21 protein-coding genes are annotated in these 19,623 nt (G+C 67.7%); 11 read left to right on the plus strand and 10 right to left on the minus strand.

Translation table 11 applies throughout. The features are described from left to right. Positions 1–69 precede the first annotated feature (69 nt). Together proC and ACVN9Z_RS20580 are read left to right on the plus strand one after the other, a co-directional pair. On the plus strand, positions 70–903 hold the full coding sequence (gene proC / locus ACVN9Z_RS20575; RefSeq protein WP_006386448.1) for a pyrroline-5-carboxylate reductase: 834 nt from the start codon (positions 70–72) through the stop codon (positions 901–903). A gap of 26 nt (positions 904–929) precedes the next feature. Beyond that, positions 930–1,454, plus strand: coding sequence for a queuosine precursor transporter (locus ACVN9Z_RS20580; protein ID WP_045953140.1), 525 nt, complete (start codon positions 930–932; stop codon positions 1,452–1,454). A gap of 100 nt (positions 1,455–1,554) precedes the next feature. On the opposite strand, the gene ACVN9Z_RS20585 is transcribed toward ACVN9Z_RS20580, so the two are convergent. Continuing rightward, entirely contained in the window at positions 1,555–1,797 is a 243-nt protein-coding gene (locus ACVN9Z_RS20585) for a hypothetical protein (protein ID WP_127481436.1), read from the minus strand. Positions 1,798–1,849: 52 nt separating this feature from the next. On the opposite strand from ACVN9Z_RS20585, the gene ACVN9Z_RS20590 reads away from it, so the two are divergent. The 5 genes from ACVN9Z_RS20590 to ACVN9Z_RS20610 all read left to right on the plus strand — a co-directional run bounded on the left by ACVN9Z_RS20590 (position 1,850) and on the right by ACVN9Z_RS20610 (position 6,783). Continuing rightward, positions 1,850–2,965: a branched-chain amino acid ABC transporter substrate-binding protein gene (locus tag ACVN9Z_RS20590; protein WP_006386450.1), complete on the plus strand. Its 1,116-nt coding sequence runs from the start codon at positions 1,850–1,852 to the stop codon at positions 2,963–2,965. Between the two features lie 190 nt (positions 2,966–3,155). Beyond that, entirely contained in the window at positions 3,156–4,082 is a 927-nt protein-coding gene (gene livH, locus ACVN9Z_RS20595; RefSeq protein WP_020927547.1) for a high-affinity branched-chain amino acid ABC transporter permease LivH, read from the plus strand. Continuing rightward, positions 4,082–5,317, plus strand: a complete 1,236-nt coding sequence (locus ACVN9Z_RS20600) for a high-affinity branched-chain amino acid ABC transporter permease LivM (RefSeq protein WP_006386452.1) — start codon at positions 4,082–4,084, stop codon at positions 5,315–5,317. The genes livH and ACVN9Z_RS20600 overlap by 1 nt, the downstream gene beginning before the upstream one ends. Beyond that, entirely contained in the window at positions 5,314–6,081 is a 768-nt protein-coding gene (livG, locus tag ACVN9Z_RS20605) for a high-affinity branched-chain amino acid ABC transporter ATP-binding protein LivG (protein WP_006386453.1), read from the plus strand. The genes ACVN9Z_RS20600 and livG overlap by 4 nt, the downstream gene beginning before the upstream one ends. Continuing rightward, positions 6,082–6,783 (plus strand): ABC transporter ATP-binding protein, encoded by a 702-nt coding sequence (locus ACVN9Z_RS20610; RefSeq protein WP_006386454.1) that lies wholly within the window; start codon positions 6,082–6,084, stop codon positions 6,781–6,783. A 572-nt stretch (positions 6,784–7,355) separates the two neighbouring features. Here the strand turns inward: ACVN9Z_RS20610 and ACVN9Z_RS20615 are convergent. The 4 genes from ACVN9Z_RS20615 to ACVN9Z_RS20630 form a co-directional block, all read right to left on the minus strand. Further along, positions 7,356–7,805 (minus strand): lysozyme inhibitor LprI family protein, encoded by a 450-nt coding sequence (locus ACVN9Z_RS20615; RefSeq protein ID WP_233639517.1) that lies wholly within the window; start codon positions 7,803–7,805, stop codon positions 7,356–7,358. Positions 7,806–7,900: 95 nt separating this feature from the next. Continuing rightward, positions 7,901–8,590: a cysteate racemase gene (gene cuyB / locus ACVN9Z_RS20620; RefSeq protein WP_233639140.1), complete on the minus strand. Its 690-nt coding sequence runs from the start codon at positions 8,588–8,590 to the stop codon at positions 7,901–7,903. 46 nt (positions 8,591–8,636) lie between these two features. After that, positions 8,637–10,133, minus strand: coding sequence for an N-acyl-D-amino-acid deacylase family protein (locus ACVN9Z_RS20625; protein ID WP_020927550.1), 1,497 nt, complete (start codon positions 10,131–10,133; stop codon positions 8,637–8,639). An 8-nt stretch (positions 10,134–10,141) separates the two neighbouring features. Continuing rightward, positions 10,142–11,122 carry a Bug family tripartite tricarboxylate transporter substrate binding protein gene (locus ACVN9Z_RS20630; RefSeq protein ID WP_458212566.1) on the minus strand — a complete coding sequence of 327 codons (981 nt, stop codon included), beginning with the start codon at positions 11,120–11,122 and terminating at the stop codon, positions 10,142–10,144. A gap of 119 nt (positions 11,123–11,241) precedes the next feature. On the opposite strand from ACVN9Z_RS20630, the gene ACVN9Z_RS20635 reads away from it, so the two are divergent. Next, on the plus strand, positions 11,242–12,195 hold the full coding sequence (locus tag ACVN9Z_RS20635; RefSeq protein WP_049053892.1) for a LysR family transcriptional regulator: 954 nt from the start codon (positions 11,242–11,244) through the stop codon (positions 12,193–12,195). 90 nt (positions 12,196–12,285) lie between these two features. Here the strand turns inward: ACVN9Z_RS20635 and ACVN9Z_RS20640 are convergent, their stop codons facing one another. After that, positions 12,286–12,900, minus strand: a complete 615-nt coding sequence (locus tag ACVN9Z_RS20640) for a glutathione S-transferase family protein (RefSeq protein ID WP_006386460.1) — start codon at positions 12,898–12,900, stop codon at positions 12,286–12,288. 119 nt (positions 12,901–13,019) lie between these two features. Between ACVN9Z_RS20640 and ACVN9Z_RS20645 the strand changes: the two genes are divergently transcribed. Together ACVN9Z_RS20645 and ACVN9Z_RS20650 are read left to right on the plus strand one after the other, a co-directional pair. Continuing rightward, on the plus strand, positions 13,020–14,192 hold the full coding sequence (locus ACVN9Z_RS20645; RefSeq protein ID WP_458212567.1) for a PQQ-dependent sugar dehydrogenase: 1,173 nt from the start codon (positions 13,020–13,022) through the stop codon (positions 14,190–14,192). 8 nt (positions 14,193–14,200) lie between these two features. After that, complete coding sequence (locus tag ACVN9Z_RS20650) at positions 14,201–14,839, plus strand: glutathione S-transferase family protein (protein WP_026383493.1); 639 nt, start codon at positions 14,201–14,203, stop codon at positions 14,837–14,839. A gap of 51 nt (positions 14,840–14,890) precedes the next feature. On the opposite strand, the gene ACVN9Z_RS20655 is transcribed toward ACVN9Z_RS20650, so the two are convergent. The 4 genes from ACVN9Z_RS20655 to ACVN9Z_RS20670 all read right to left on the minus strand — a co-directional run bounded on the left by ACVN9Z_RS20655 (position 14,891) and on the right by ACVN9Z_RS20670 (position 18,696). Next, positions 14,891–15,799 carry a DMT family transporter gene (locus ACVN9Z_RS20655; RefSeq protein WP_024068779.1) on the minus strand — a complete coding sequence of 303 codons (909 nt, stop codon included), beginning with the start codon at positions 15,797–15,799 and terminating at the stop codon, positions 14,891–14,893. Positions 15,800–15,876: 77 nt separating this feature from the next. Next, complete coding sequence (locus ACVN9Z_RS20660) at positions 15,877–16,254, minus strand: DUF423 domain-containing protein (RefSeq protein ID WP_006386464.1); 378 nt, start codon at positions 16,252–16,254, stop codon at positions 15,877–15,879. A 119-nt stretch (positions 16,255–16,373) separates the two neighbouring features. Then, positions 16,374–17,435 carry an alcohol dehydrogenase gene (locus ACVN9Z_RS20665; protein ID WP_049055477.1) on the minus strand — a complete coding sequence of 354 codons (1,062 nt, stop codon included), beginning with the start codon at positions 17,433–17,435 and terminating at the stop codon, positions 16,374–16,376. A 25-nt stretch (positions 17,436–17,460) separates the two neighbouring features. Beyond that, positions 17,461–18,696, minus strand: a complete 1,236-nt coding sequence (locus ACVN9Z_RS20670) for an ABC transporter substrate-binding protein (RefSeq protein ID WP_006386466.1) — start codon at positions 18,694–18,696, stop codon at positions 17,461–17,463. A gap of 185 nt (positions 18,697–18,881) precedes the next feature. Here ACVN9Z_RS20670 and ACVN9Z_RS20675 point away from each other — a divergent pair, with 185 nt between their 5' ends. Then, positions 18,882–19,622, plus strand: a complete 741-nt coding sequence (locus tag ACVN9Z_RS20675) for an IclR family transcriptional regulator (RefSeq protein WP_054438478.1) — start codon at positions 18,882–18,884, stop codon at positions 19,620–19,622. Position 19,623: the final 1 nt, after the last annotated feature.

The following is a 19,623-nucleotide window of genomic DNA, read 5'->3' on the forward strand; positions in this document are numbered from 1 at the left end:
GCGTTTCAGGCGCGAACGAACATTTTCTTTTTTTTCCCGCCGGGACGGCCCGGTTTACAATCGCATCCTATGAAAAACGAACTTTCGATTGCGTTCATCGGCGGCGGCAATATGGCCGCCGCGCTGGCCTCGGGTCTTGCGGGCAAAGTATGCCCCGCCGGCAGCATTCATGTCATTGACATTAACCAGGATTCGCACGCTGCCTGGCAGGCTCGCGGCATGACCACCGCGACCGCCCCGGACGAGGCCCTGGCGCGCTGCCGCGTATGGGTGTTCGCGGTCAAGCCACAGAACATGAAAGACGTTGTGGCTTCCACGCGTCAGTGGTTGCGCGACGACACTTTGGTGATAAGCGTGGCGGCCGGGATACGCGCCGACACCCTGGCGGGCTGGCTGGGCACGCCCGAGGCGCCGTGGCGCCGCCTGGTGCGCTGCATGCCCAACACGCCGGCGCTGGTGGGCGCCGGCATCACCGGCCTGGCGGCGCTGGATGGCGTGGGGCAGGCCGACCGCGACCTGGCCGCCACCATGCTGGCCAGCGTCGGCGAGGTGGTGTGGGTGGCCGATGACGCGGCGCTCGACGCCGTGACGGCGCTGTCGGGCAGCGGCCCGGCCTATGTCTTCCTGTTCCTGGAAGCCTTGATCGCCGGCGGCCAGAAGGTCGGCCTGACGGCCGAGCAGGCGCGCCAGCTGGCGCTGGGCACCTTCGCGGGCGCCACCAGGCTGGCGGCGGAATCCTCCGAACCGCCCTCGGTGCTGCGCGAGCGCGTCACCTCCAAGGGCGGCACCACCGCCGCGGCGCTGGCCGCGTTCAATGCCGCCGGCTTCGCTGGCATCGTCGAGGACGCCATGGCCGCGGCCGCGCGGCGTTCGCGCGAGCTGGCCGAGGAGTTCGGCAAGTGAGCCACGCCGTTGCGCGCTTTGCCCCCATGAGCCGGGCGCAGTTCGGCATCGCCGTGCTGTGCATGCTGGTGGTGGTGGTGGGATCGAACATCCTGGTGCAGGTGCCGCTGAACGACTGGCTGACCTGGGGCGGCCTGTCGTATCCGGTGGCGTTCCTGGTGACCGACGTGCTCAATCGCCGTTTCGGCCCCGCGGCCGCGCGCCGCGTGGTGTGGTTCGGTTTCGCCGCGGCATTGGCGGTGTCGGTGTGGGTGGCGTCGCCGCGCATCGCGCTGGCCTCGGGGCTGGCCTATATCTGCGCGCAACTGGTCGACATCCAGGTGTTCGATCGCCTGCGCGACCAGCGCTGGTGGCGCGCGCCGCTGGTTTCCGGCGTGCTGGGCGCGATCCTCGACACCGCGGTGTTCTTCAGCGTGGCCTTCGCCGCCAGCGGCGCGCCGTGGGTCACCTGGATGATGGGCGACCTGGCGATCAAGCTGGCGGTCAATATCAGCATGCTGGCGCCGTTCCGCGCGCTGATGTGGAACCTGGCCAAGCCGGCCAGCGTGTGATTGTCGAAAATCAGTCGGTATTAATTAACGGGATAATCATTATCCGTAAGACTCGCGTAAGTACTGTATGAAAATGCGCGGTCAAACGGCGTATTAATGATTATTCATATAAATCACCTGCCATCGATTCGCGCGCCGCGCCATGGGCAATCCAAGGCGCGGCGCGGATTTCCCCTGCGATTTCACGCACTTGTCGTACTAATCCGTCACGATTAAAGGTTTCTCCAGAAATATTGGGGATTACACGCAGTGACAGTATGTCTGCTTGCTTCCAGAATACCGCCCACACCGTGTTTTTGCCCAAGAAGCCGGCGACGGGCGATGCGGGTTTAGGGGTATCCACCCGATAAACCGGATCGAACAGAGCCGCTCAAAACCTCGCTGGAGAACTCCGCATGAAGTTTCTGCATCGCCTTACCCCGGTAGCTATGGCATTCGGGGCGCTTGCCCTGGCAGGTTCCGTGCACGCCGCCGATACGATCAAGATCGGCATCCCGCAGCCCATGACGGGCCCCAACACCCAGTACGGCGACCAGATCCAGGCTGGCGCGCTGACTGCCATCGAGACCATCAACGCCAAGGGCGGCGTGAAGGGCAAGAAGCTCGAACCGATCCTCATCGACGACGGTTGCGAACCGAAGCAGGCCGTGCCGGCCGCCAACCGCGTGGTCAATTCCGGCGCCAAGTTCGCCGTGGCCCATGCGTGCTCGGGCGTGACCGTGGCCGCCGTCAACGTCTACGAACAGGAAGGCATCGTCGGCATCACCCCGGGCGCCACCTCGCCCCTGGTCACCGACACCATCAAGCCGCACTTCTTCTTCCGCACCATCGGCCGCGACGACCAGCAGGGTCCGTACGCCGCGCGCTACATCGCCAACACCCTCAAGCCCAAGAAGGTCGCCGTGCTGCACGACAAGCAGACCTACGGCTCGGGCGTGGCCACCCAGGTCAAGGACACCCTGGCCAAGGAAGGCGTGAACGTGGCGCTGTTCGAAGGCATCAACGTCGGCGACAGCGATTACTCGGCCATCATCACCAAGCTCAAGTCGGCCGGCGTCGACCTGGTCTATTTCGGCGGCTACCACCCCGAACTGGGCCTGCTGCTGCGCCAGTCGCGTGAACAGGGCCTGAAGGTCCAGTTCATGGGTCCGGAAGGCACCGCCAACCAGGACCTGGTGGCGATCGCCGGCCCGGCCATCGACGGCCTGCTGGTCACGCTGCCCGCCGACTTCACCAAGCTGCCGGCCAACGAAAGCATCGTCAAGGCTTTCAAGGATGCCAAGCGCGATCCGGACGGCGCCTTCCAGATGCCGGCCTACGCCGCGGTCCAGATCCTGGCCGACAGCATCACCGCGGTGGGCGAGGACCCCGCCAAGGTGGCCGACTACATGCACAAGACCACCTTCAACACCGGTATCGGCAAGGTCGAGTACGACGCCAAGGGCGACCTGAAGAACTTCGAGTTCGCCGTCTACAAGTGGGACAAGAACGGCAAGAAGACCCAGCTGTAAACTCCCGCGATTCCGCCGGCGTGGTGCCGGCGCGAGGGCCTGTCGTCGTCGTTGTGCCGTAATCCGCGTAGCGATGCGCCAAAAGCGCTGTGCGGCCGGCAGGCGGTGATCACAGGCCCTTAAAATACGCCCAGGTTTCCGGCTCCGGGTCTCTCTACCGGAGCCGGAACTATTTGGAGCAAGAGAAATAATGTCCGACCTCATACCCCAACTTACCCAGCAATTCTTCAACGGATTGTCTCTGGGCGCGATCTACGCGTTGATTGCCATCGGCTACACAATGGTCTACGGCATCATCGGTATGATCAACTTCGCTCACGGCGAAATCTACATGATCGGCGCCTATGTCGGCCTGGTCACCCTGACGGCCATCGGCACCAATAGCGGCCTGCCGGTACCGTTCATCATCGCCGCGATGCTGCTGGTGGCCATCGTCGTCACCGGCATCTACGGTTTCAGCGTCGAGCGGGTCGCGTACCGCCCGGTGCGGGGCAGCCCCCGCCTGGTGGCGCTGATCTCGGCCATCGGCATGTCGATCTTCCTGCAGAACTGGGTCGCCCTGGGCCAGGGCGCGCGCGACATGGCGGTGCCTTCGCTGGTGTCCGGCGCGGTGCAGTTCCACATGGGTTCCGACTTCGATGTGACGGTGCCGTATTCGCGCATCATGATCATCCTGGTGACCGTCGCCCTGATGGTCGGCCTGACGCTGTTCATCAAGTATTCCCGCATGGGCCGCGCCTCGCGCGCCTGCTCGCAGGACATGCACATGGCCAACCTGCTGGGCATCGACACCAACCGCGTGATCTCGTTCACCTTCGTGATGGGCGCGATCCTGGCGGCGGTGGGCGGCGTGCTGATCGCCATCACCATCGGCAAGCTCAATCCCTTCATCGGCTTCCTGGCCGGCATCAAGGCCTTCACGGCGGCGGTGCTGGGCGGCATCGGCAGCATTCCCGGCGCCATGCTGGGCGGCGTGCTGCTGGGCCTGGCCGAAACGTTCGCGGCAGCCTATATCTCGTCGCAGTACAAGGACATCGTGGCGTTCTCGCTGCTGGTCCTGATCCTGCTGTTCCGTCCCACCGGGCTGTTGGGCAAACCTGAGGTGGAAAAAGTCTGATGTCGAACAACAACCTGAAAAACGCCACCATGGCGGCGGTGCTGACCGCCGTCATCGTCACCCCCGTCTTCGGCCTGCAACTGATCCGCCAGGGCGCGCGCACCTCGATGGAGTCGCACTGGTCGCTGGTGGCCATCGCCGCGGCGGTCGTGTTCGTGTTCCAGCTGCTGCGGCCCTGGATCGCCAAGCCGTTCCAGAAGCTCAAGGTGGGCCTGCCGACGCTGCCGTCGGCCCCGGCCAAGAACAACAAGCTGCTGATGCTGCTGATCCTGGCGGTGGCCGTCACCTGGCCATTCTTCGCCGGCCGCAGCTCGGTCGACATCGCCACGCTGGTGCTGATCTACGTGATGCTGGGCCTGGGCCTGAACATCGTGGTCGGTTTCGCCGGGCTGCTGGACCTGGGCTTCGTCGGGTTCTATGCCGTGGGGGCCTACACCTATGCCTTGCTGTACCACTGGGGCGGCTGGAGCTTCTGGGAAGCGCTGCCGTTCTCGGGCGCCATGGCCGCCTTGTTCGGCTTCGTGCTGGGCTTTCCGGTGCTGCGCCTGCGCGGCGACTACCTGGCCATCGTGACGCTGGGCTTCGGTGAAATGATCCGCCTGCTGCTGATCAACCTGAACACGCTCACGGGCGGTCCGGACGGCATCTCGGGCATTCCCAAGCCGTCGGTGTTCGGCCTGGAAATGACGCGCCGGGCAAGCGAGGAGGGCGCGACCACGTTCCACGACTTCTTCGGCCTGACGTTCCAGAACCAGCACATGGTGATCTACCTGTACATGATGGCGCTGCTGCTGGCGCTGGTCACGCTGTTTGTCTCCACGCGCCTGATCCGCATGCCGGTCGGCCGCGCCTGGGAGGCGCTGCGCGAGGACGAGATCGCCTGCCGTTCGCTGGGCCTGAACCCGACCCGCATCAAGCTGTCGGCCTTCACGCTGGGCGCGACCTTCGCCGGTTTCGGTGGCGCGTTCTTCGCGGCGCGCCAGGGCATGGTCAATCCGGAATCCTTCACCTTCATCGAGTCGGCGCTGATCCTGGCCATCGTGGTGCTCGGCGGCATGGGTTCGCAGGTCGGGGTGATCCTGGCGGCGATCCTGCTGACGGTGCTGCCCGAGCTGGCGCGCGAGTTCGCCGAGTACCGGATGCTGATGTTCGGCCTGGTGATGGTATTGATGATGATGTGGCGTCCGCAGGGGTTGTTGCCCATGAAGCGTCCCCACGTGGAGCTGGCTAAATGAGCGAGGCATTGCTGAAAGTATCCGGACTGACCATGCGCTTCGGCGGCCTGCTGGCCGTCGACAGCGTGGCGTTCGAAGTCAAATCCGACGAGGTGTTCGCCATCATCGGCCCGAACGGGGCCGGCAAGACCACCGTGTTCAACTGCGTGGGCGGTTTCTACGCGCCGACGGCCGGCGATATCGTGATGGACGGCAAGTCCATCACCGGCCTGCCCAGCCACAAGGTGGCGCGCCATGGCCTGGTGCGCACGTTCCAGAACGTGCGGCTGTTCAAGCAGCTGACGGTGCTGGAGAACCTGCTGGTGGCGCAGCATACGCAGGTGGAGGCGCGCCTGCTGCCCGGCCTGCTCAAGACCAAGGCCTACCGCCAGGCGGAGGCCGATGCGTTGTCGCGCGCGGCCCAGTGGCTGGATTTCATGGGACTGCGCGAGTACGCCAACCGCGAGGCCGGCAACCTGGCCTACGGCCACCAGCGCCGCCTGGAGATCGCGCGCTGCATGATCACCAAGCCGCGCCTGTTGATGCTGGACGAGCCGGCCGCCGGCCTGAACCCGCAGGAAAAGCGCGATCTGCAATCGCTGATCGACCAGCTGCGCCGCGAGTTCGGCGTGGCGGTGCTGCTGATCGAGCACGACATGAGCCTGATCATGGGCATTTCGGACCGCATCCTGGTCATGGAACACGGCAAGCCCATCACTACCGGCACCCCCGAGCAGGTGCGCAACGACGAGCGCGTCATCAAGGCGTACCTGGGGGAGGAATAAATGCTGAAGCTGGAAAACATCCACACCTACTACGGCGCCATCCAGGCGCTGAACGGCGTGTCGGTGGACGTCAACAAGGGCGAGATCGTGACCCTGATCGGCGCCAACGGCGCCGGCAAGACCACGCTGCTGATGACGGTCTGCGGCAATCCGCGCGCCAAGGAAGGCAAAATCACCTTCGAGGGCGAGGACATCACCAACAAGGACACCCACCACATCATGCGCAATGGCATCGCCATTTCGCCGGAAGGGCGGCGCGTGTTCAAGGACCTGACGGTGGCCGAGAACCTGAAGATGGGGGGCTTTTTCTCCAAGCGCGAGGAGATCCAGGCGGGGATTGACCACGTCTATGGATTGTTCCCGCGCCTGAAGGAACGGGCCAGCCAGCGCGCCGGGTTGATGTCGGGCGGCGAGCAGCAGATGCTGGCGATCGGGCGGGCGTTGATGACGCGGCCGCGCCTGCTGCTGCTGGACGAGCCGACGCTGGGGCTGGCGCCATTGGTGATCGCGCAGATCTTCGACATCATCCGCGAGATCCGGGAACAGGGCGTGACGGTGTTCCTGGTCGAGCAGAATGCCAACAAGGCACTGCAGGTGGCGGATCGCGGCTACGTGCTGGAGAACGGGCGGGTCGTGCTGCAGGATACGGGGGCGAATCTGCTGGTCAATGACCAGGTTCGGAAGGCGTATCTGGGCGGGTGATTCGAATTACGGTTTATTCCCCGCGAAGGGAAATTTGGGCGCTGCTGAAAGGGGCGCCCTTTTTTTGTCTTGTCGGCGCGGATGGTGCTTCGTAGGTCGCCCGAGGCGGGTGGCCGGTGGGCACGGCAGGCCAACGATTGCGGTCCGGCGCGCGGGCGCCGGACTTCCCCTGCGTCAACCTCGTACGCCTTCGGCTCCCTTCGGTTTCCCTCGGGCGCATCGACGGCCCGCCGCGCCCACCGGCCACCCACCTCGGGCTGCGGATTGCGAGGCTTGTCGCGTTGCTGGAGCGTGGGGTAAGGGGCGACGTTTGCGGGGCCCGCAAAGATCGGCCGCGCGGGCGGCCGATCTTTGCATACGCGCTGATTTTGCGTCGGGAGGATGACGCTGTGCGCTTGGGGAGGGGGTGACCCGCCGGGGAGGGGAGAGAGAGGGATATGCCGAACTGCATCAAACATGGAGCCCGGACGATATCGAATTCAACGGTTAGCAGCCTTCAATCTCCGGCACTGGGATCGGGGCGCCTGAGCTTTCAAATAGCAAAACTCGACCACCCCGGAGCGCGTCGCGTATTACTTGCCCGCGGGGCCCAGCGCTTCTGCCCAGTTCTTTTTCATGGCGGCGATGCGGTCCTCGTAGGCGGATTTCAGGCAGGCGGCGTCGGGGCAACGGTCGCGCACGGTGGTGCGCCATTGCGTCTGCTCGTTCGCCACGGGATCGCGCCGTTCACCGGTTTCACCGTCGCGGCCGGCGGTTTCGGCCTGAATCCTGTCGTAGAGATCCTTCATCTGATCGTCCAGCCTGGACAGCGATGGGTCGGCGCAGATGAGATGTTCGACATGGGTTTTCGCGGCCTTGCAGTCGAAGCCGGCGGCGTGGGCGACTTTGACTGGCAGGAACGGGGCGCTGGCGAGGACGGCGCAGATTGCCGCGTGCAGGATCGCATGTTTGCCTTGAGCGCTTTGCCGGCGCCGGCCTTTCATGGCGCTGGCCGGTACTGCCGCGAGAACGGGGTTGCGCACGTCCTTGACTCCTGAATGGTCCGGGGCCACCGACAGGGTGGCCCACGGATCGATTCTCCCGGTTGTCGCGCGGTTGTGCAACTCGCAGGCCTTGCCTACGCTGCGATGCGTTGCTCGGGCTGGTCGGCCAGGTAGTGGGCGATGGCGGCGCGGGCCAGGGCGTCGATGGAGTCGGTCAGGGTGATGCCGAGGCTGGGACGCAGGGCGTGGGGCACGGCCAGCGGCAGTTCGGTGCAGCCGAGGACGACGGCGTCGGCGCCGCGGGCCTTGAGGCGGGCGATGCAGTCGGCGGCGGGGGCGAAGGCGGCTTCGAGCTGGTTGCCCTTGACGGCGCGGATCGAGGCCATGCAGTAGCGTTCGACTTCATCGTCGTCGGGAACGATGCATTCGTAGCCCTGGGCTTCGAGGTGGCGCTGGTAGAGGCCGAGCTTGAGCGTGGCGGCGGTGCCCATCAGGCCGATGCGGCCCTGTTGCAGGCCGAGGCGGCGCAGGTCGTCGATGACGGCCTGGATGATGTGCAGCACGGGACGCTGGGTGGCGGCGGCGATGTCGTCGTACCAGAGATGCGCGGTGTTGCAGGGGATGGCGATGAGCTGGGCGCCGGCGCGTTCCAGGAAGCGCACGCCTTCGACCATGTAGGGCAGGGGATTCTCGCCGCCGGCCATGTAGGCGCTGGAACGATCGGGGATGCGCGGGTCGTTGCGCAGCAGGGTGGGGATGTGTTGCTGGTCCGCGTCGGCGGGCGTGAGCGCCGCCAGGCGGAGCGCGAAGGCGGCGCCGGCCATGGGGCCCATGCCGCCCAGAACACCCAGGTAACAGCCCTGGGAATAGCTATTCACTTTGTTGACTCCAAGGTATTGCATCACCGGGTGCCAGTACCTGGCCCGGGCGTTCGGCGCCGGTCCGTTCCCCATCCCAGACCTGCCTGCCATTGACCCACACGGCGTGGATGCCCTGGCTGACCTGAATGGGAGCTGAAAAAGTGGCCGTGTCTGTGACGTTGGCGGGATCGAACAGCACCAGATCAGCATGATACCCCTGCCGCAGCAGGCCGCGCTCGGTCAGGCCGTATTGGGCCGCCGCCAGGCCGGTCATCTTGTGGATGGCGGTTTCCAGCGACAGCAGCCGTTGTTCGCGCACCATGGTGCGCAGCACGTTGGTGAAGGTGCCCCACTGGCGCGGGTGCGGGTGCGGGTCGAACGGCAGGCCGTCCGAGCCGACCATGGTCAGCGGATGGCTGAAGATGCGGTTGACGTCGGCCGGGTCCATCAGGAAGTAGATGGCGCCGGCGGGCGCCAGGCGGGCGATGGCGGCTTCGTCGTCCAGGCCCAGTTCGGCCATGACCGCGGCGAAGTCGCGGCCGGTGGCCTCGGGGTAGCCCTTGGACCAGGTGATCATGGTGCGGCTGGCCAGGCGGGCGCGGTCCAGCCGCAGCATGGTCGAGGTGGCCGGATACGGATGGCAGTCGAGGCAGACGCGCTGCGTGGCGGCGGCGCGGCTGATCATGTCCAGCGTCTCGCGGCTGCGGCCGTGGTTGCGTTCGCCTGCCAGCTTGTGGTGCGAGAACACCACGCGGCAGTCCAGTTCGCGGCCGATCAGCAGGGCCTCTTCCATGGCCGGCACGATGTGGTCGGCCTCGTCGCGCAGGTGGGTGGCGTAGATGGCGCCGGCGCGGCCGCGTAGCGGCTGGCAGACGTCGATGATCTCGTCGGTGGGCGCGGCGCTGGCGGGCGGGTAGAAGGTGCCGGTGGAGACGCCGAAGGCGCCGGCCTGCAGCGCTTCGTCCAGCAGGGCGCGCATGGCCGCGCGTTCGGCGTCGGTGGCGGCGCGGCCGGTGTCGTCCATGACGGCCACGCGCAGCGTGGTGTGGCCGACCAGCGGGATCACGTTGACGGCGGCGGGCGTTTCGGCAAGGGCCCGCAGCCAGTCGCGGAAGGTGGCGAAACGGAACAGCTCGGGCGGGCCCAGCAGGTCGAGCGGCTGCGGGATCTGCCGGCGCGACAGTGGCGCCAGGCTGATGCCGCAGTTGCCGGTGACGACCGTGGTGATGCCTTGCGAAACCTTGGGCAGCATCTCGGGATGCGCCAGCAGGTAGCCGTCGTCGTGCGTGTGCGAGTCGATGAAGCCGGGCGCCAGCGCCAGGCCGCGGGCATCGATCACCGGCACGCCGGGCGCATGGGCGAAGTCGCCCAGCGCCACGATGCGCCCGCCGCGCACCGCCAGGTCGCCCTGGCGGGCGGGGCCGCCGCCGCCGTCGATGAGGGTGGCGCCGGCGATGATGAAGTCGGCTTGCGCGGGAGCGTCGTCCAGGGTGCTGCGGTCCGTCATGGCCAGGTTCAGTCCAGTTTCTCGATGCCGGCGGTTTCGATGATGTGCTTCCACTTGGCGGTTTCGCGATCGATCAGCTGCTTGAATTCGGCCGGGCTGCCGCTGGCGGGTTCGGCGCCAAGCGTTTCCAGGCCGGTGCGGACCTCGGGCGCCTGCAAGGCTTTCTGGATGGCGGCGTTGAGCTGCGCCACGACCTCGGGCGGGGTGCCCTTGGGCGCCACCACGCCGCCCCAGGCCACGGTCTCATAGCCCTTCAGGCCGGCTTCGTCCAGCGTCGGCACGTCGGGCATCAGCGCCAGGCGCTTCAAGCTGCTGACGCCGATGGCGCGCACCTTGCCGCTCTTGACCAGCGGGGTGGCTTCGGAAGTGTTGACGAACAGGTAGTCCAGGCGTCCGCCGAGCAGGTCCTGGATGGCGGCGGGGCCGCCGTTGTACGGGATGAACATGACATCGACCTTGGCCATGCTCTTGAACAGTTCGCCGCCCATGTGGCCGGTGGTGCCGACGCCGGAAGCCCCGTACGACAGGCGGCCGGGTTCCTTGCGGGCGCGGTCGATCAGGTCCTGCACGCTCTTGATAGGCGAATCCGCCGGCACGATCAGCGCGTTGTACAGGTCGAACATGTGCGCCACGGGCGTCAGGTCCTTGTCGACGTCGTAGGGCAGGCGCTTGAACAGCGAGCGGTTCACCGCCAGCGTGTTGATGTTGCCGTAGCCCACGGTGTAGCCGTCGGGCGCGGCGCGCTTGACCAGTGCGATGCCGATGTTGCCGGCGGCGCCGGGGCGGTTTTCCACCACCAGCGTGGCGCCGGTGTCCTTGGCCAGTTGCGTGGTGATCAGGCGCGACAGCACGTCGGGCGAACCGCCGGCGGCCGACGGCACGATGAAGGTGATCGGCTTGTCGGGATAGGCGCCGGCGGCCTGCGCGCCCGTGCTGAAGGTGGCGGCTAGCGCCAGGGCGGCGAGGCCGCGGAAAATGGTGCGTTGCATGCTGGATTCCCCTTGTTTTGTTGTGTGGAGGCGGGCAGATTAGCACCGGGGTTGCGGCACCGCGTCATCGAAAAATGTCGAAAACCTATAATCCGCCGTTATTGACCAAGGGGAACAACATGGATGCGCACGACGATGCCGACGCGCTCGCGCCCAGCGCCGGCCGCGCGCTGAACCTGCGCCAGATCGAGGTGTTCCGCGCCATCATGATGGCCGGCTCGATCAGCGGCGCGGGCCGCATGCTGCACGTCTCGCAACCGGCGGTGAGCCGGGTGCTGGCGCTGACCGAAAGCCGCCTGGGCTACCGGCTGTTCGAACGTGTCAAGAGCCGCCTGTCGCCCACCGCCGAGGCGCGCCGGCTGTACGCCGAAGTCGAACAGGTCTACGGCGGGATCCAGCGCGTCAACGACCTGGCGGCCGCCTTGGGGCAGTCGGGCGCGGGCATGCTCAAGGTGGTGGCCAGCGCCAGCTACGGCCAGCGGCTGGTGCCGATGGCGCTGCGGCGTTTGCGCGACCGCAATGGCGCCGCGCGGGTCGACTACCGCAGCGTCACGTTCGACGAACTGGCGGCGTATTTCCTGTCGGGCCAGGCCGATATCGGCATCTCGATGCGGCCGCCCGACCATCCCAACCTGACCTCGGTCAGGCTGGCGACGGTGCCGGTGATCTGCGTCCTGCCCAAGGGGCATCCGCTGGCGGCGCACGAGGTGGTGCATCCGGAGGATTTCGCCTCGGCGGCCTGGATCGGCTACCCGCGCGACACCCCACTGGGACGCGCGCTGCAATCGTTCTTCGGCGGCGCGCCGGCCTGTCCGGCGGCGGTGGAAGTGCATTCGCCGGTGACAGCCTGTTCGTTCGTGCAGCAGGGGCTCGGTCCGGCGCTGGTGGATGCCTGGTGCGTGTCGCCCGACCAGACCGAAAGCATGGTGCTGCGGCCCATCGCGCCGGGCGCCAGCGTGGAGATCTGGGCCACGCATTCGAACCTGAGCGCGCCGCCGTTGCTGGCGCGGCGCTTCCTGGCGGCGGTCAGGAAGACGCTGGACAGCGCGGCCCCGGCGCTGGTCGGCGGCTGAAGGAAATCAGGCCGGCGCGCAAGAGAAAACGCCCCGGCGCGCAAGGGCGGCGGGGCGTTCGCGCCGGCCGGTCATGCCGGCCTGGCGGGCTTATTCCAGGCCTTCGGCCTTGAGCGCGGCCTTGACGCCGGCGTTGTCCTGCATGCGCTTGAAGAACGCGGCCAGGTGGTCCTGGCCCGACAGGTCGACCTGCTTGGCGTGGGCCCAGCGCAGCACCACGTACAGATAGGCGTCGGCGATCGACGGCGCCTCGCCGCCCAGGTAGGGCTGGTTGATCAGTTGGGCGTCGAGCAGCGCGAACAGGCGCGTCAGCAGCTTGGAGGCGGACGCCGCCAGTTCCTGCTGCGGCGCTTCCTCGCTGAGGAAACGGCCGGCGCCGAAGATCATCGAGAACGTCTTGTGGATGTCGGAATTGATGAAACCGAGCCAGCGGCGCACGTCGGCGCGCGAACGGGCCGAGCCGTCGCCCAGCAGGTTGGCTTGCGGCGCCTGTTCGGCCAGGTATTCGAGGATCGCGACGTTCTGGGTCAGCGTGAAACCGTCGTCGTCCAGCGCGGGCACGGCGCCGAGCGGATTGACCTTGAGGAACTCGGGGCCCTTGAGTTCGTCACGGCTGAGCTTGCGGGTTTCGTACGGCTTGCCGATCCATTCCAGCACGATGTGGGAAGCGAGCGAGCACGCGCCGGGCATGTAGTACAGTTTCATGTAAGGGAGTCTCCTGAAAGGAAAGGACGGGGAGGCCGCCCGTCACAGGCTCCTATGGTACGCCACCCGCAAGGCGCCGCCGAGCACCGCCGCGCCTCACCCAGCCGCCGGAGATGTCCATGCCGTCACGCCCGCCCGCGATCCGTCGCGTCTCGTCCCTGATTGCTTTCGCCGGCGCCGCGCTATGGACGGCCGCGGCCTGGGCCACGCCACAGAAAAGCCCCGGCCAGCCGCCCGCCGCGCGCGCGCAGGTGACGGTGGTCGTGGGCGGCCTGGACCACCCGTGGTCGATGGCATTCCTGCCCGGGGGCGGCGTGCTGATCACCGAAAGGCCCGGCCACCTGCGCCTGCTGCGCACGCCCGGCGGCTTGTCCAAGCCGCTGGCGGGCGTGCCGAAGGTGGCGGCGCAGGGGCAGGGCGGTTTGCTGGACGTGGCGCTGTCGCCGGACTTCGCGCGGGATCGCTACGTCTACCTTTCGTATGCCGAATCGGACGGCTCGCGCGGCGGCACCGCCGTGGGCCGCGGCCGCCTGTCGGCCGACGCCGGCGCGCTGGAGGATTTCCAGGTGCTGTTCCGCCAGGCGCCCAAGTTGTCGCAAGGGCAGCACTTCGGGTCGCGCCTGGTGTTCGACGGCAAGGGCCACCTCTTCATTTCGCTCGGCGAGAACAACCAGCGGCCCACCGCGCAGGATCTGGACAAGCTTCAGGGCAAAGTGGTGCGCCTCGCGCCCGATGGCTCGGTGCCGCCCGACAATCCCTTCGTCGGCAAGGCCGGCGCGCGTCCCGAGATCTGGTCGTACGGCCATCGCAATCCGCAGGGCATGGCGCTCAATCCGTGGACCGGCGCGCTGTGGGAGCACGAGCATGGTCCGCGCGGCGGCGACGAAATCAACCTGGTGCAGGCCGGCAAGAACTATGGCTGGCCGCTGGCGACCTATGGCATCAACTATTCGGGCCAGCCGATACCGGAAGCCAAGGGCGAGACGCTGGCCGGCATGGAGCCGCCGCTGTACTGGTGGGCCAGGTCGCCGGCCATCAGCGGCATGGCGTTCTACGACGCCGACCGTTTCCCGGCGTGGCGCCGTTCCCTGTTCATCGGCGCGCTGGCCGACCAGGACCTGATCCGGCTGACGCTGGACGGCGACAGGGTGGTGGCCGAGGAGCGCCTGCTGGGTGAACGCAAGGCGCGCATCCGCGACGTGCGGCAAGGCCCGGATGGCTATGTCTATGTGTTGACCGACGCGTCGCCCGGCGAACTGCTGCGGCTCGCGCCGGCGCAAACCGGAGGATGAGCACGATGATGAAAACCTACGAATTGATCGGCTCGCAGGGCTGCGGTTCGGCCATCGTCGAGATGGCGCTGGCGCTGGCCAACGTGCCGCACACGCTGACCGACGTGCCGTACCTGAAGCCCGGACCCGAGCGCGAGCGGCTGTTGCGCCTGAACCCGCTGGGGCAGGTGCCGACGCTGATCACGCCGGACGGCGAGGTCATGACCGAAAGCGCGGCCATGGTGCTGCATCTGCATGACGTGGCGCCCCAGGCGGGCCTGGCGCCGGAAGCCTCGCGGCCCGAGCGCGCGCGCTTCCTGAACCTGCTGGTGCGGCTGGTGGCGGCGGTCTATCCGACCTTCACCTATGGCGACGACCCGCCGCAATGGACCACGCCGGGCGCGCCGGCCGAGCTGCTGCGTGAACGCATACACGGCCGCCGCGCCGAAGTGTGGCTGGAACTGGAGCGCCAGGCCGGCACCCCGCACATGCTGGGCCGCCGCTTTTCGGCGCTGGACCTGTACGTGACGGTGATGACGCATTGGCGGCCCGGCCCGGCCTGGTTCGAGGCCAACTGTCCGGCCTTGACGGCGGTGGCGCGCCAGGCGGCGCAGGAACCGAACGTGGCGCGCGTGCTCAAGCGCAATTTCCCGCCGCCGACCGAGTAGCCGGCACGCCTGGCCACGGCGATGCCGCCGCGGCCAATGCGTCCCGGACGCCTACGCCTTGGCGCGTCGCTTGTGCGAACCGCGCGCCTCGCGCAGCGCGATGTAGACGCCGCTGCCGGCGATGAACAGGGCGCCCAGGTAGGCGTAGGCGTCGGGCGCCTCGCGCCAGAAGATCCAGCCCAGCAGCGTGGCCCAGATCAGGCCGGTGTAGTCGAACGGCGCCACCACCGAGGCCGGCGCGATGCGAAAACCCTGCGTGATCAGCGCCAGGCCCAGCGTGCTGAACAGCGCCACCGCGGCGAAATAGGGCAGGTCCGCCACGGCCGGCGTATGCCAGACCCAGGGCAGCGCCACGGCGCTGCACACCAGCTGGCCAGCGACGATGTAGAAGGTGGTGGTCAGCATCCCTTCGCCGCGGCTGATGCCGCGCGCGGTGATCATCATGACGGCATACAGGAACGCGGTGGTCAGCGGCAGCAGCGTGGCCGCCTGGAAGGCGTCGGTGCCCGGCCGCACGATGATCAGCACGCCCGCGAAGCCGGCCAGCACCGCCAGCCAGCGCCGGCCATCGACCCGTTCCTTCAGGATCAGCACCGACAGCGCCGTCACGAACAGCGGCGCGGCAAAGGCGATGGCGGTGGCTTCGGCCAGCGGCAGCGCGCGCAGCCCCAGGTAGAAGCAACAGGCCGACACGACGTTGATGGCGCCGCGCGTCAGGTGCAGTGCGGGATGGTCGGTGCGCAGCACCCGGCGCCCGCCCAGCCAGATGGCCAGCGCGGTCACGAACGGCAGCGCGATCAGCGCGCGCAGGAACAGGATCTGCAGGGGGTTGTAGGTGGTGCCCAGCCATTTGGCGTTGGCATCGCTGAGCGTCAGGAAGAAAATGCCGCCGGCGACACAGGCGATGCCTGCGAAGGCGGAGTGGTCACGCGCGGCGGGAAAAACGGTAGGGGACGACATCGGGGTTCAGCGGAAAAGGCGGCCGAGGCCGCCAGAAGGGGTAATGCGGGGTTGCCGGGCGCCGGCCCGGCGTGGATTCAGCCCTGGGCGCGGTAGGCGGCCAGCGCCACCATGGCCCAGGCGGCCAGGAACGCGGCGCCGCCCACGGGCGTGATGGCGCCCAGCCAATGGGTGCCGGTCAGGGTCAGGACGTACAGGCTACCTGAAAACAGCACGATGCCGATGAACATCACCAGGCCGGCGGCCGACAGCAACGGCGAACCGTAGCGCGCGCCCAGCAGCGCGATGATGAACAGGCCCAGGCCATGCACCAGATGGTACATGACGCCGGTCTGCCAGACCGACAGCAGCTCGGGCGTCACCAGGCGCTTGAGGCCGTGCGCGCCGAAGGCACCGGCGCCGACGGCGATCAGCAGATTGATGGCCGCGAGGATGGTGAGCTGGCGGTCGGTCATGCGAGGTCCTTTGCTGGAAGATGGGCGGGTGTGCAGATGACATGATAGGCCCATTCGCCGCGACCGTCCGGGCGGGCCCTGGCGAGGGGCGCCGCCTTCAATCCAACTTCAAGCCAACTTCAATCCACCGTCAATACCGCGCGGCCCAGCACCTTGCCGGCGCGCAGCGACGCCAGCACGCTGTCGGCCTCGTCCAGCGGATAGCGGTGCACCGGCATCGGCGGCACCTTGCCGGTGCGCACCAGGTCCATCAGCTCGCGCAGTTCGGCCAGGTTGCCGACGTAGCTGCCGATGATGGACATGGCCTTCATGGGAATCAGCGCGATCGGCCAGGACGAGGCGCCGCCAAAGAGGCCGACGATGATGAGCTTGCCGCCCTTGGTCAGGAAGTCGAAGGCGAGGGCGGTGGTGGACGGCGCGCCGACCAGGTCGATGGCGGCCTGCAGCGGCTTGCCGCCCGCCGCCTTGATGATCTGCTGCGCGGCGTCCGGCGCGGCGCCGTCGATGGCGGCCAGCGCGCCGGCCTCCAGCGCGGCCTGGCGCTTGGCCGGGTCGATATCGACCACGATGCCGCCCTTGCCGCCGAGCGCCTTGATCAGCGTCAGGCTCATCAGGCCCAGGCCGCCGGCGCCGAAGATGACCACCGGATGCTCGCGGTAGACGGCCTCGCCGATCTTCCGGAGCGCCGAATAGGTGGTCAGGCCGGAGCAGGCGTAGGGCGCGATGCGGGCCGGGTCCAGGTCGCCGATGTCGATCAGGTAGCGCGGGTGCGGCACCAGGATGTGGTCGGCATAGCCGCCGGCGCGATGCACGCCCAGGCAGGCCGGCGCGGTGCAGTGGTTCTCCTGGCCCGACAGGCAGGTCGGGCAGGCGCCGCAGCCGATCCACGGATAGACCAGGTAGTTGCGGCCGGATTCCACGCCCCGCGCGTCGGGACCGGCCGCCACCACGCTGCCCACGGTCTCGTGACCCATCGTCAGCGGCAGCGATACGCCGCGGTCCTTGAGCGACAGCGTGCGGCCCTGGCCGAGGTCGTAGCCGCCTTCCCACAAGTGGATATCGCTGTGGCAGACGCCCGCCGCGCGCACCTTCAGCAGCACCTGCGATCCTTGCGGCGCGGGCGTGGCCTGGTCCATCTGCTGCAGCGGTTCGCGGAAGTTGACGACGCAATAGCACTTCATGGGATGTCTCCTCGGGGAATTGGCTTTATTTCTTGATCAAGGGGCACTCGCTGTCGGCCAGCGAGACGAATACCTTCTCGCCGGGCACCGTGGACAGGATGCGGTAGAAGTCGCCGGGGTACTTGGATTCCGCGGGTTTTTTCACTTCCACCAGATACAGGTCCATGATGACTCGCCCGTCTTCGGGGCGTATGCGGGCATTCTTGATCAGTTTGGTGGTGATGGGCAACTCGCGCATCTTCCGGTTGACAACGGCGCCTTCGAAGCTGCCCGCGGCCTGCGCGGCCTGCAGGTAATGCGTGGTGGCGACGTAGCTCAGGGCCTGCACGATCGAAGGCGGACGCGTCACGCCCATCTTCTGCTGCCAGCGGCGGGTCCAGGCGCGCGTGTCGTCGTCGGCGTCCCAGTAGAAGCCGGTGGGAAAGGTCAGGCCCTGCGCCACCGGCAGGCCCATGGCCTGCACGTCGTTGATGAAGGTCAGGAAGGTCAGCAAACGCTGCTTGCCTCCCGTCAGGCCGAACTCCTGGGCCTGCTTGATCAGATTGACCAGATCGCCGCCGGCGCTGGCCAGGCCGACCACGTCGGCCTTGGAGGCCTGCGCCTGCACCAGGAACGAGGCGAAATCCATGGCGCCCAGCGGGTGCCGCGTGCTGCCCAGCACCTTGCCGCCGGCCCCTTGCACGAAGCGGCTGGCGTTGGCCTCCAGCGACTTGCCGAAGACGTAATCGGTGGTGATGAAATACCAGGACTTGCCGCCGCTTTCGACCACGCTCTTGACCACCGCATTGGCCAGCGCGTAGGTGTCGGGCGCCCACTGGGTGCTGAGCGGGCTGCATTGCTTGCCACTGAAATCGCCGGCGAAGCCGCCGCTGATGAGCGCGGTGCCGCCTTTCTCGCGCGCCACGCCCTGGGCCGCCAGGCCGGCGGAGCTGGCGCCGCCATCGACCACCGCCACCAGCCCCTGGGTATCGAACCAGCGCCGCACCAGGGCCGAGGCCACGTCGGCCTTGTTCTGGTTGTCGGCGCCGACCACCTCGACCGTCTTGCCGGCGACCTTGCCGCCGAAGTCCTCCACGGCCATGCGCACGGCCACTTCGGAGCCCAGCCCGCCCAGGTCCGAATAGATGCCGGAGCGGTCGTTGGAAACGCCCAGGCGCACGACGTCGGCGCCGGCGGCGGCTTGGGCCTGGACGGCCGGAACATGCATGGCACAGGCGGCCAGCGTGGCGGCCACGGCCGCGCACAAGGGATTGATACGCATCGGTTTGTCTCCACGGCCCGTCGGGCGAGCCGAATATCGGTTTTCTTGGGTGACGCGAATGCTGGGCCGGGGCGCCGGTTCTCCATCCGGCTGAAAATTTATTCTTATTGGTGAATAAAAATTCCTGTGCAAGAATTTATGTTCCCATATATGAAAAGTCAACACATCATCGCGGGGCCATCGCCATGGAAGTCAAACTGGTCGTCCGGACGCTGGAACTGATCGAGCTGTATGCGCAGGCGCGCCGCCCGCTGTCGCTGACCGAACTGGCGCAAGGGCTGGGCGCGCCGATGTCCAGCTGCCTGGCCCTGGTGCGCACGCTGGTGGGGCGCGGCTATCTTTACGAGGTGCGGCGGCGCGGCGGTTACTACCCGACGCCGCGGCTACAGGCGCTGTGCGGCCTGATCCAGGCGGGCGACCCCTGGCTGGAGCGGGTGCGGCCGCAATTGGCGGCGCTGCGCGACCGGACCGACGAGACGGTGATGCTGGGCAAGATCCAGGACGGCGGGGTGCTGTTCCTGGAGGTGGCCGAATCGGCGCAGCCGGTGCATTACGCCACCCGGCCCGGCGAACGGCGGCCGCTGCACACGAGCGCGGTGGCCAAGGCGATCCTGGCGCGCCTGGCGCCGGGCGAGCGGGAGGCGGTGCTGGCGGCGGCGGATTTCCGCCGCTACACGGATCACACCCGCACCACGCGGGCCGCGCTGCTGGCGGACGTGGCCCGGGCCGAGGCCCAGGGCTGGGCCGAGAATGCCGGCGAAAGCGTGGCGGACCTGACCGGCCTGGCGGTGGCGCTGGAGCGGGCCGGGGAATGGTACGCGCTGTGCCTGGCGGGGCCCACGCCGCGGGTACGGGCGCGCCGCGAGGCCCACGTGCAAAGCCTGGCGGCGGCGGCCGAGGCGGTGCGCCGCGACGGCGAGACCTGAA

Source organism: Achromobacter sp. KK8 (assembly GCF_054188005.1).

What these genes read in the sequence shown, in the direction of transcription:
- ACVN9Z_RS20675 (WP_054438478.1), top strand. Translation starts at nt 18,882, where the DNA reads ATGGAAGTCAAACTGGTCGTCCGGACGCTGGAACTGATCGAGCTGTAT.
- ACVN9Z_RS20640 (WP_006386460.1), bottom strand. Translation starts at nt 12,900, where the DNA reads ATGAAACTGTACTACATGCCCGGCGCGTGCTCGCTCGCTTCCCACATC.
- livH (WP_020927547.1), top strand. Translation starts at nt 3,156, where the DNA reads ATGTCCGACCTCATACCCCAACTTACCCAGCAATTCTTCAACGGATTG.
- ACVN9Z_RS20670 (WP_006386466.1), bottom strand. Translation starts at nt 18,696, where the DNA reads ATGCGTATCAATCCCTTGTGCGCGGCCGTGGCCGCCACGCTGGCCGCC.
- cuyB (WP_233639140.1), bottom strand. Translation starts at nt 8,590, where the DNA reads ATGGCCGGCGCCGCCTTCGCGCTCCGCCTGGCGGCGCTCACGCCCGCC.
- ACVN9Z_RS20600 (WP_006386452.1), top strand. Translation starts at nt 4,082, where the DNA reads ATGTCGAACAACAACCTGAAAAACGCCACCATGGCGGCGGTGCTGACC.
- ACVN9Z_RS20630 (WP_458212566.1), bottom strand. Translation starts at nt 11,122, where the DNA reads ATGCAACGCACCATTTTCCGCGGCCTCGCCGCCCTGGCGCTAGCCGCC.
- ACVN9Z_RS20580 (WP_045953140.1), top strand. Translation starts at nt 930, where the DNA reads ATGAGCCGGGCGCAGTTCGGCATCGCCGTGCTGTGCATGCTGGTGGTG.
- ACVN9Z_RS20610 (WP_006386454.1), top strand. Translation starts at nt 6,082, where the DNA reads ATGCTGAAGCTGGAAAACATCCACACCTACTACGGCGCCATCCAGGCG.
- livG (WP_006386453.1), top strand. Translation starts at nt 5,314, where the DNA reads ATGAGCGAGGCATTGCTGAAAGTATCCGGACTGACCATGCGCTTCGGC.
- ACVN9Z_RS20660 (WP_006386464.1), bottom strand. Translation starts at nt 16,254, where the DNA reads ATGACCGACCGCCAGCTCACCATCCTCGCGGCCATCAATCTGCTGATC.
- ACVN9Z_RS20650 (WP_026383493.1), top strand. Translation starts at nt 14,201, where the DNA reads ATGAAAACCTACGAATTGATCGGCTCGCAGGGCTGCGGTTCGGCCATC.
- ACVN9Z_RS20655 (WP_024068779.1), bottom strand. Translation starts at nt 15,799, where the DNA reads ATGTCGTCCCCTACCGTTTTTCCCGCCGCGCGTGACCACTCCGCCTTC.
- ACVN9Z_RS20645 (WP_458212567.1), top strand. Translation starts at nt 13,020, where the DNA reads ATGCCGTCACGCCCGCCCGCGATCCGTCGCGTCTCGTCCCTGATTGCT.
- ACVN9Z_RS20665 (WP_049055477.1), bottom strand. Translation starts at nt 17,435, where the DNA reads ATGAAGTGCTATTGCGTCGTCAACTTCCGCGAACCGCTGCAGCAGATG.
- ACVN9Z_RS20625 (WP_020927550.1), bottom strand. Translation starts at nt 10,133, where the DNA reads ATGACGGACCGCAGCACCCTGGACGACGCTCCCGCGCAAGCCGACTTC.
- proC (WP_006386448.1), top strand. Translation starts at nt 70, where the DNA reads ATGAAAAACGAACTTTCGATTGCGTTCATCGGCGGCGGCAATATGGCC.
- ACVN9Z_RS20635 (WP_049053892.1), top strand. Translation starts at nt 11,242, where the DNA reads ATGGATGCGCACGACGATGCCGACGCGCTCGCGCCCAGCGCCGGCCGC.
- ACVN9Z_RS20590 (WP_006386450.1), top strand. Translation starts at nt 1,850, where the DNA reads ATGAAGTTTCTGCATCGCCTTACCCCGGTAGCTATGGCATTCGGGGCG.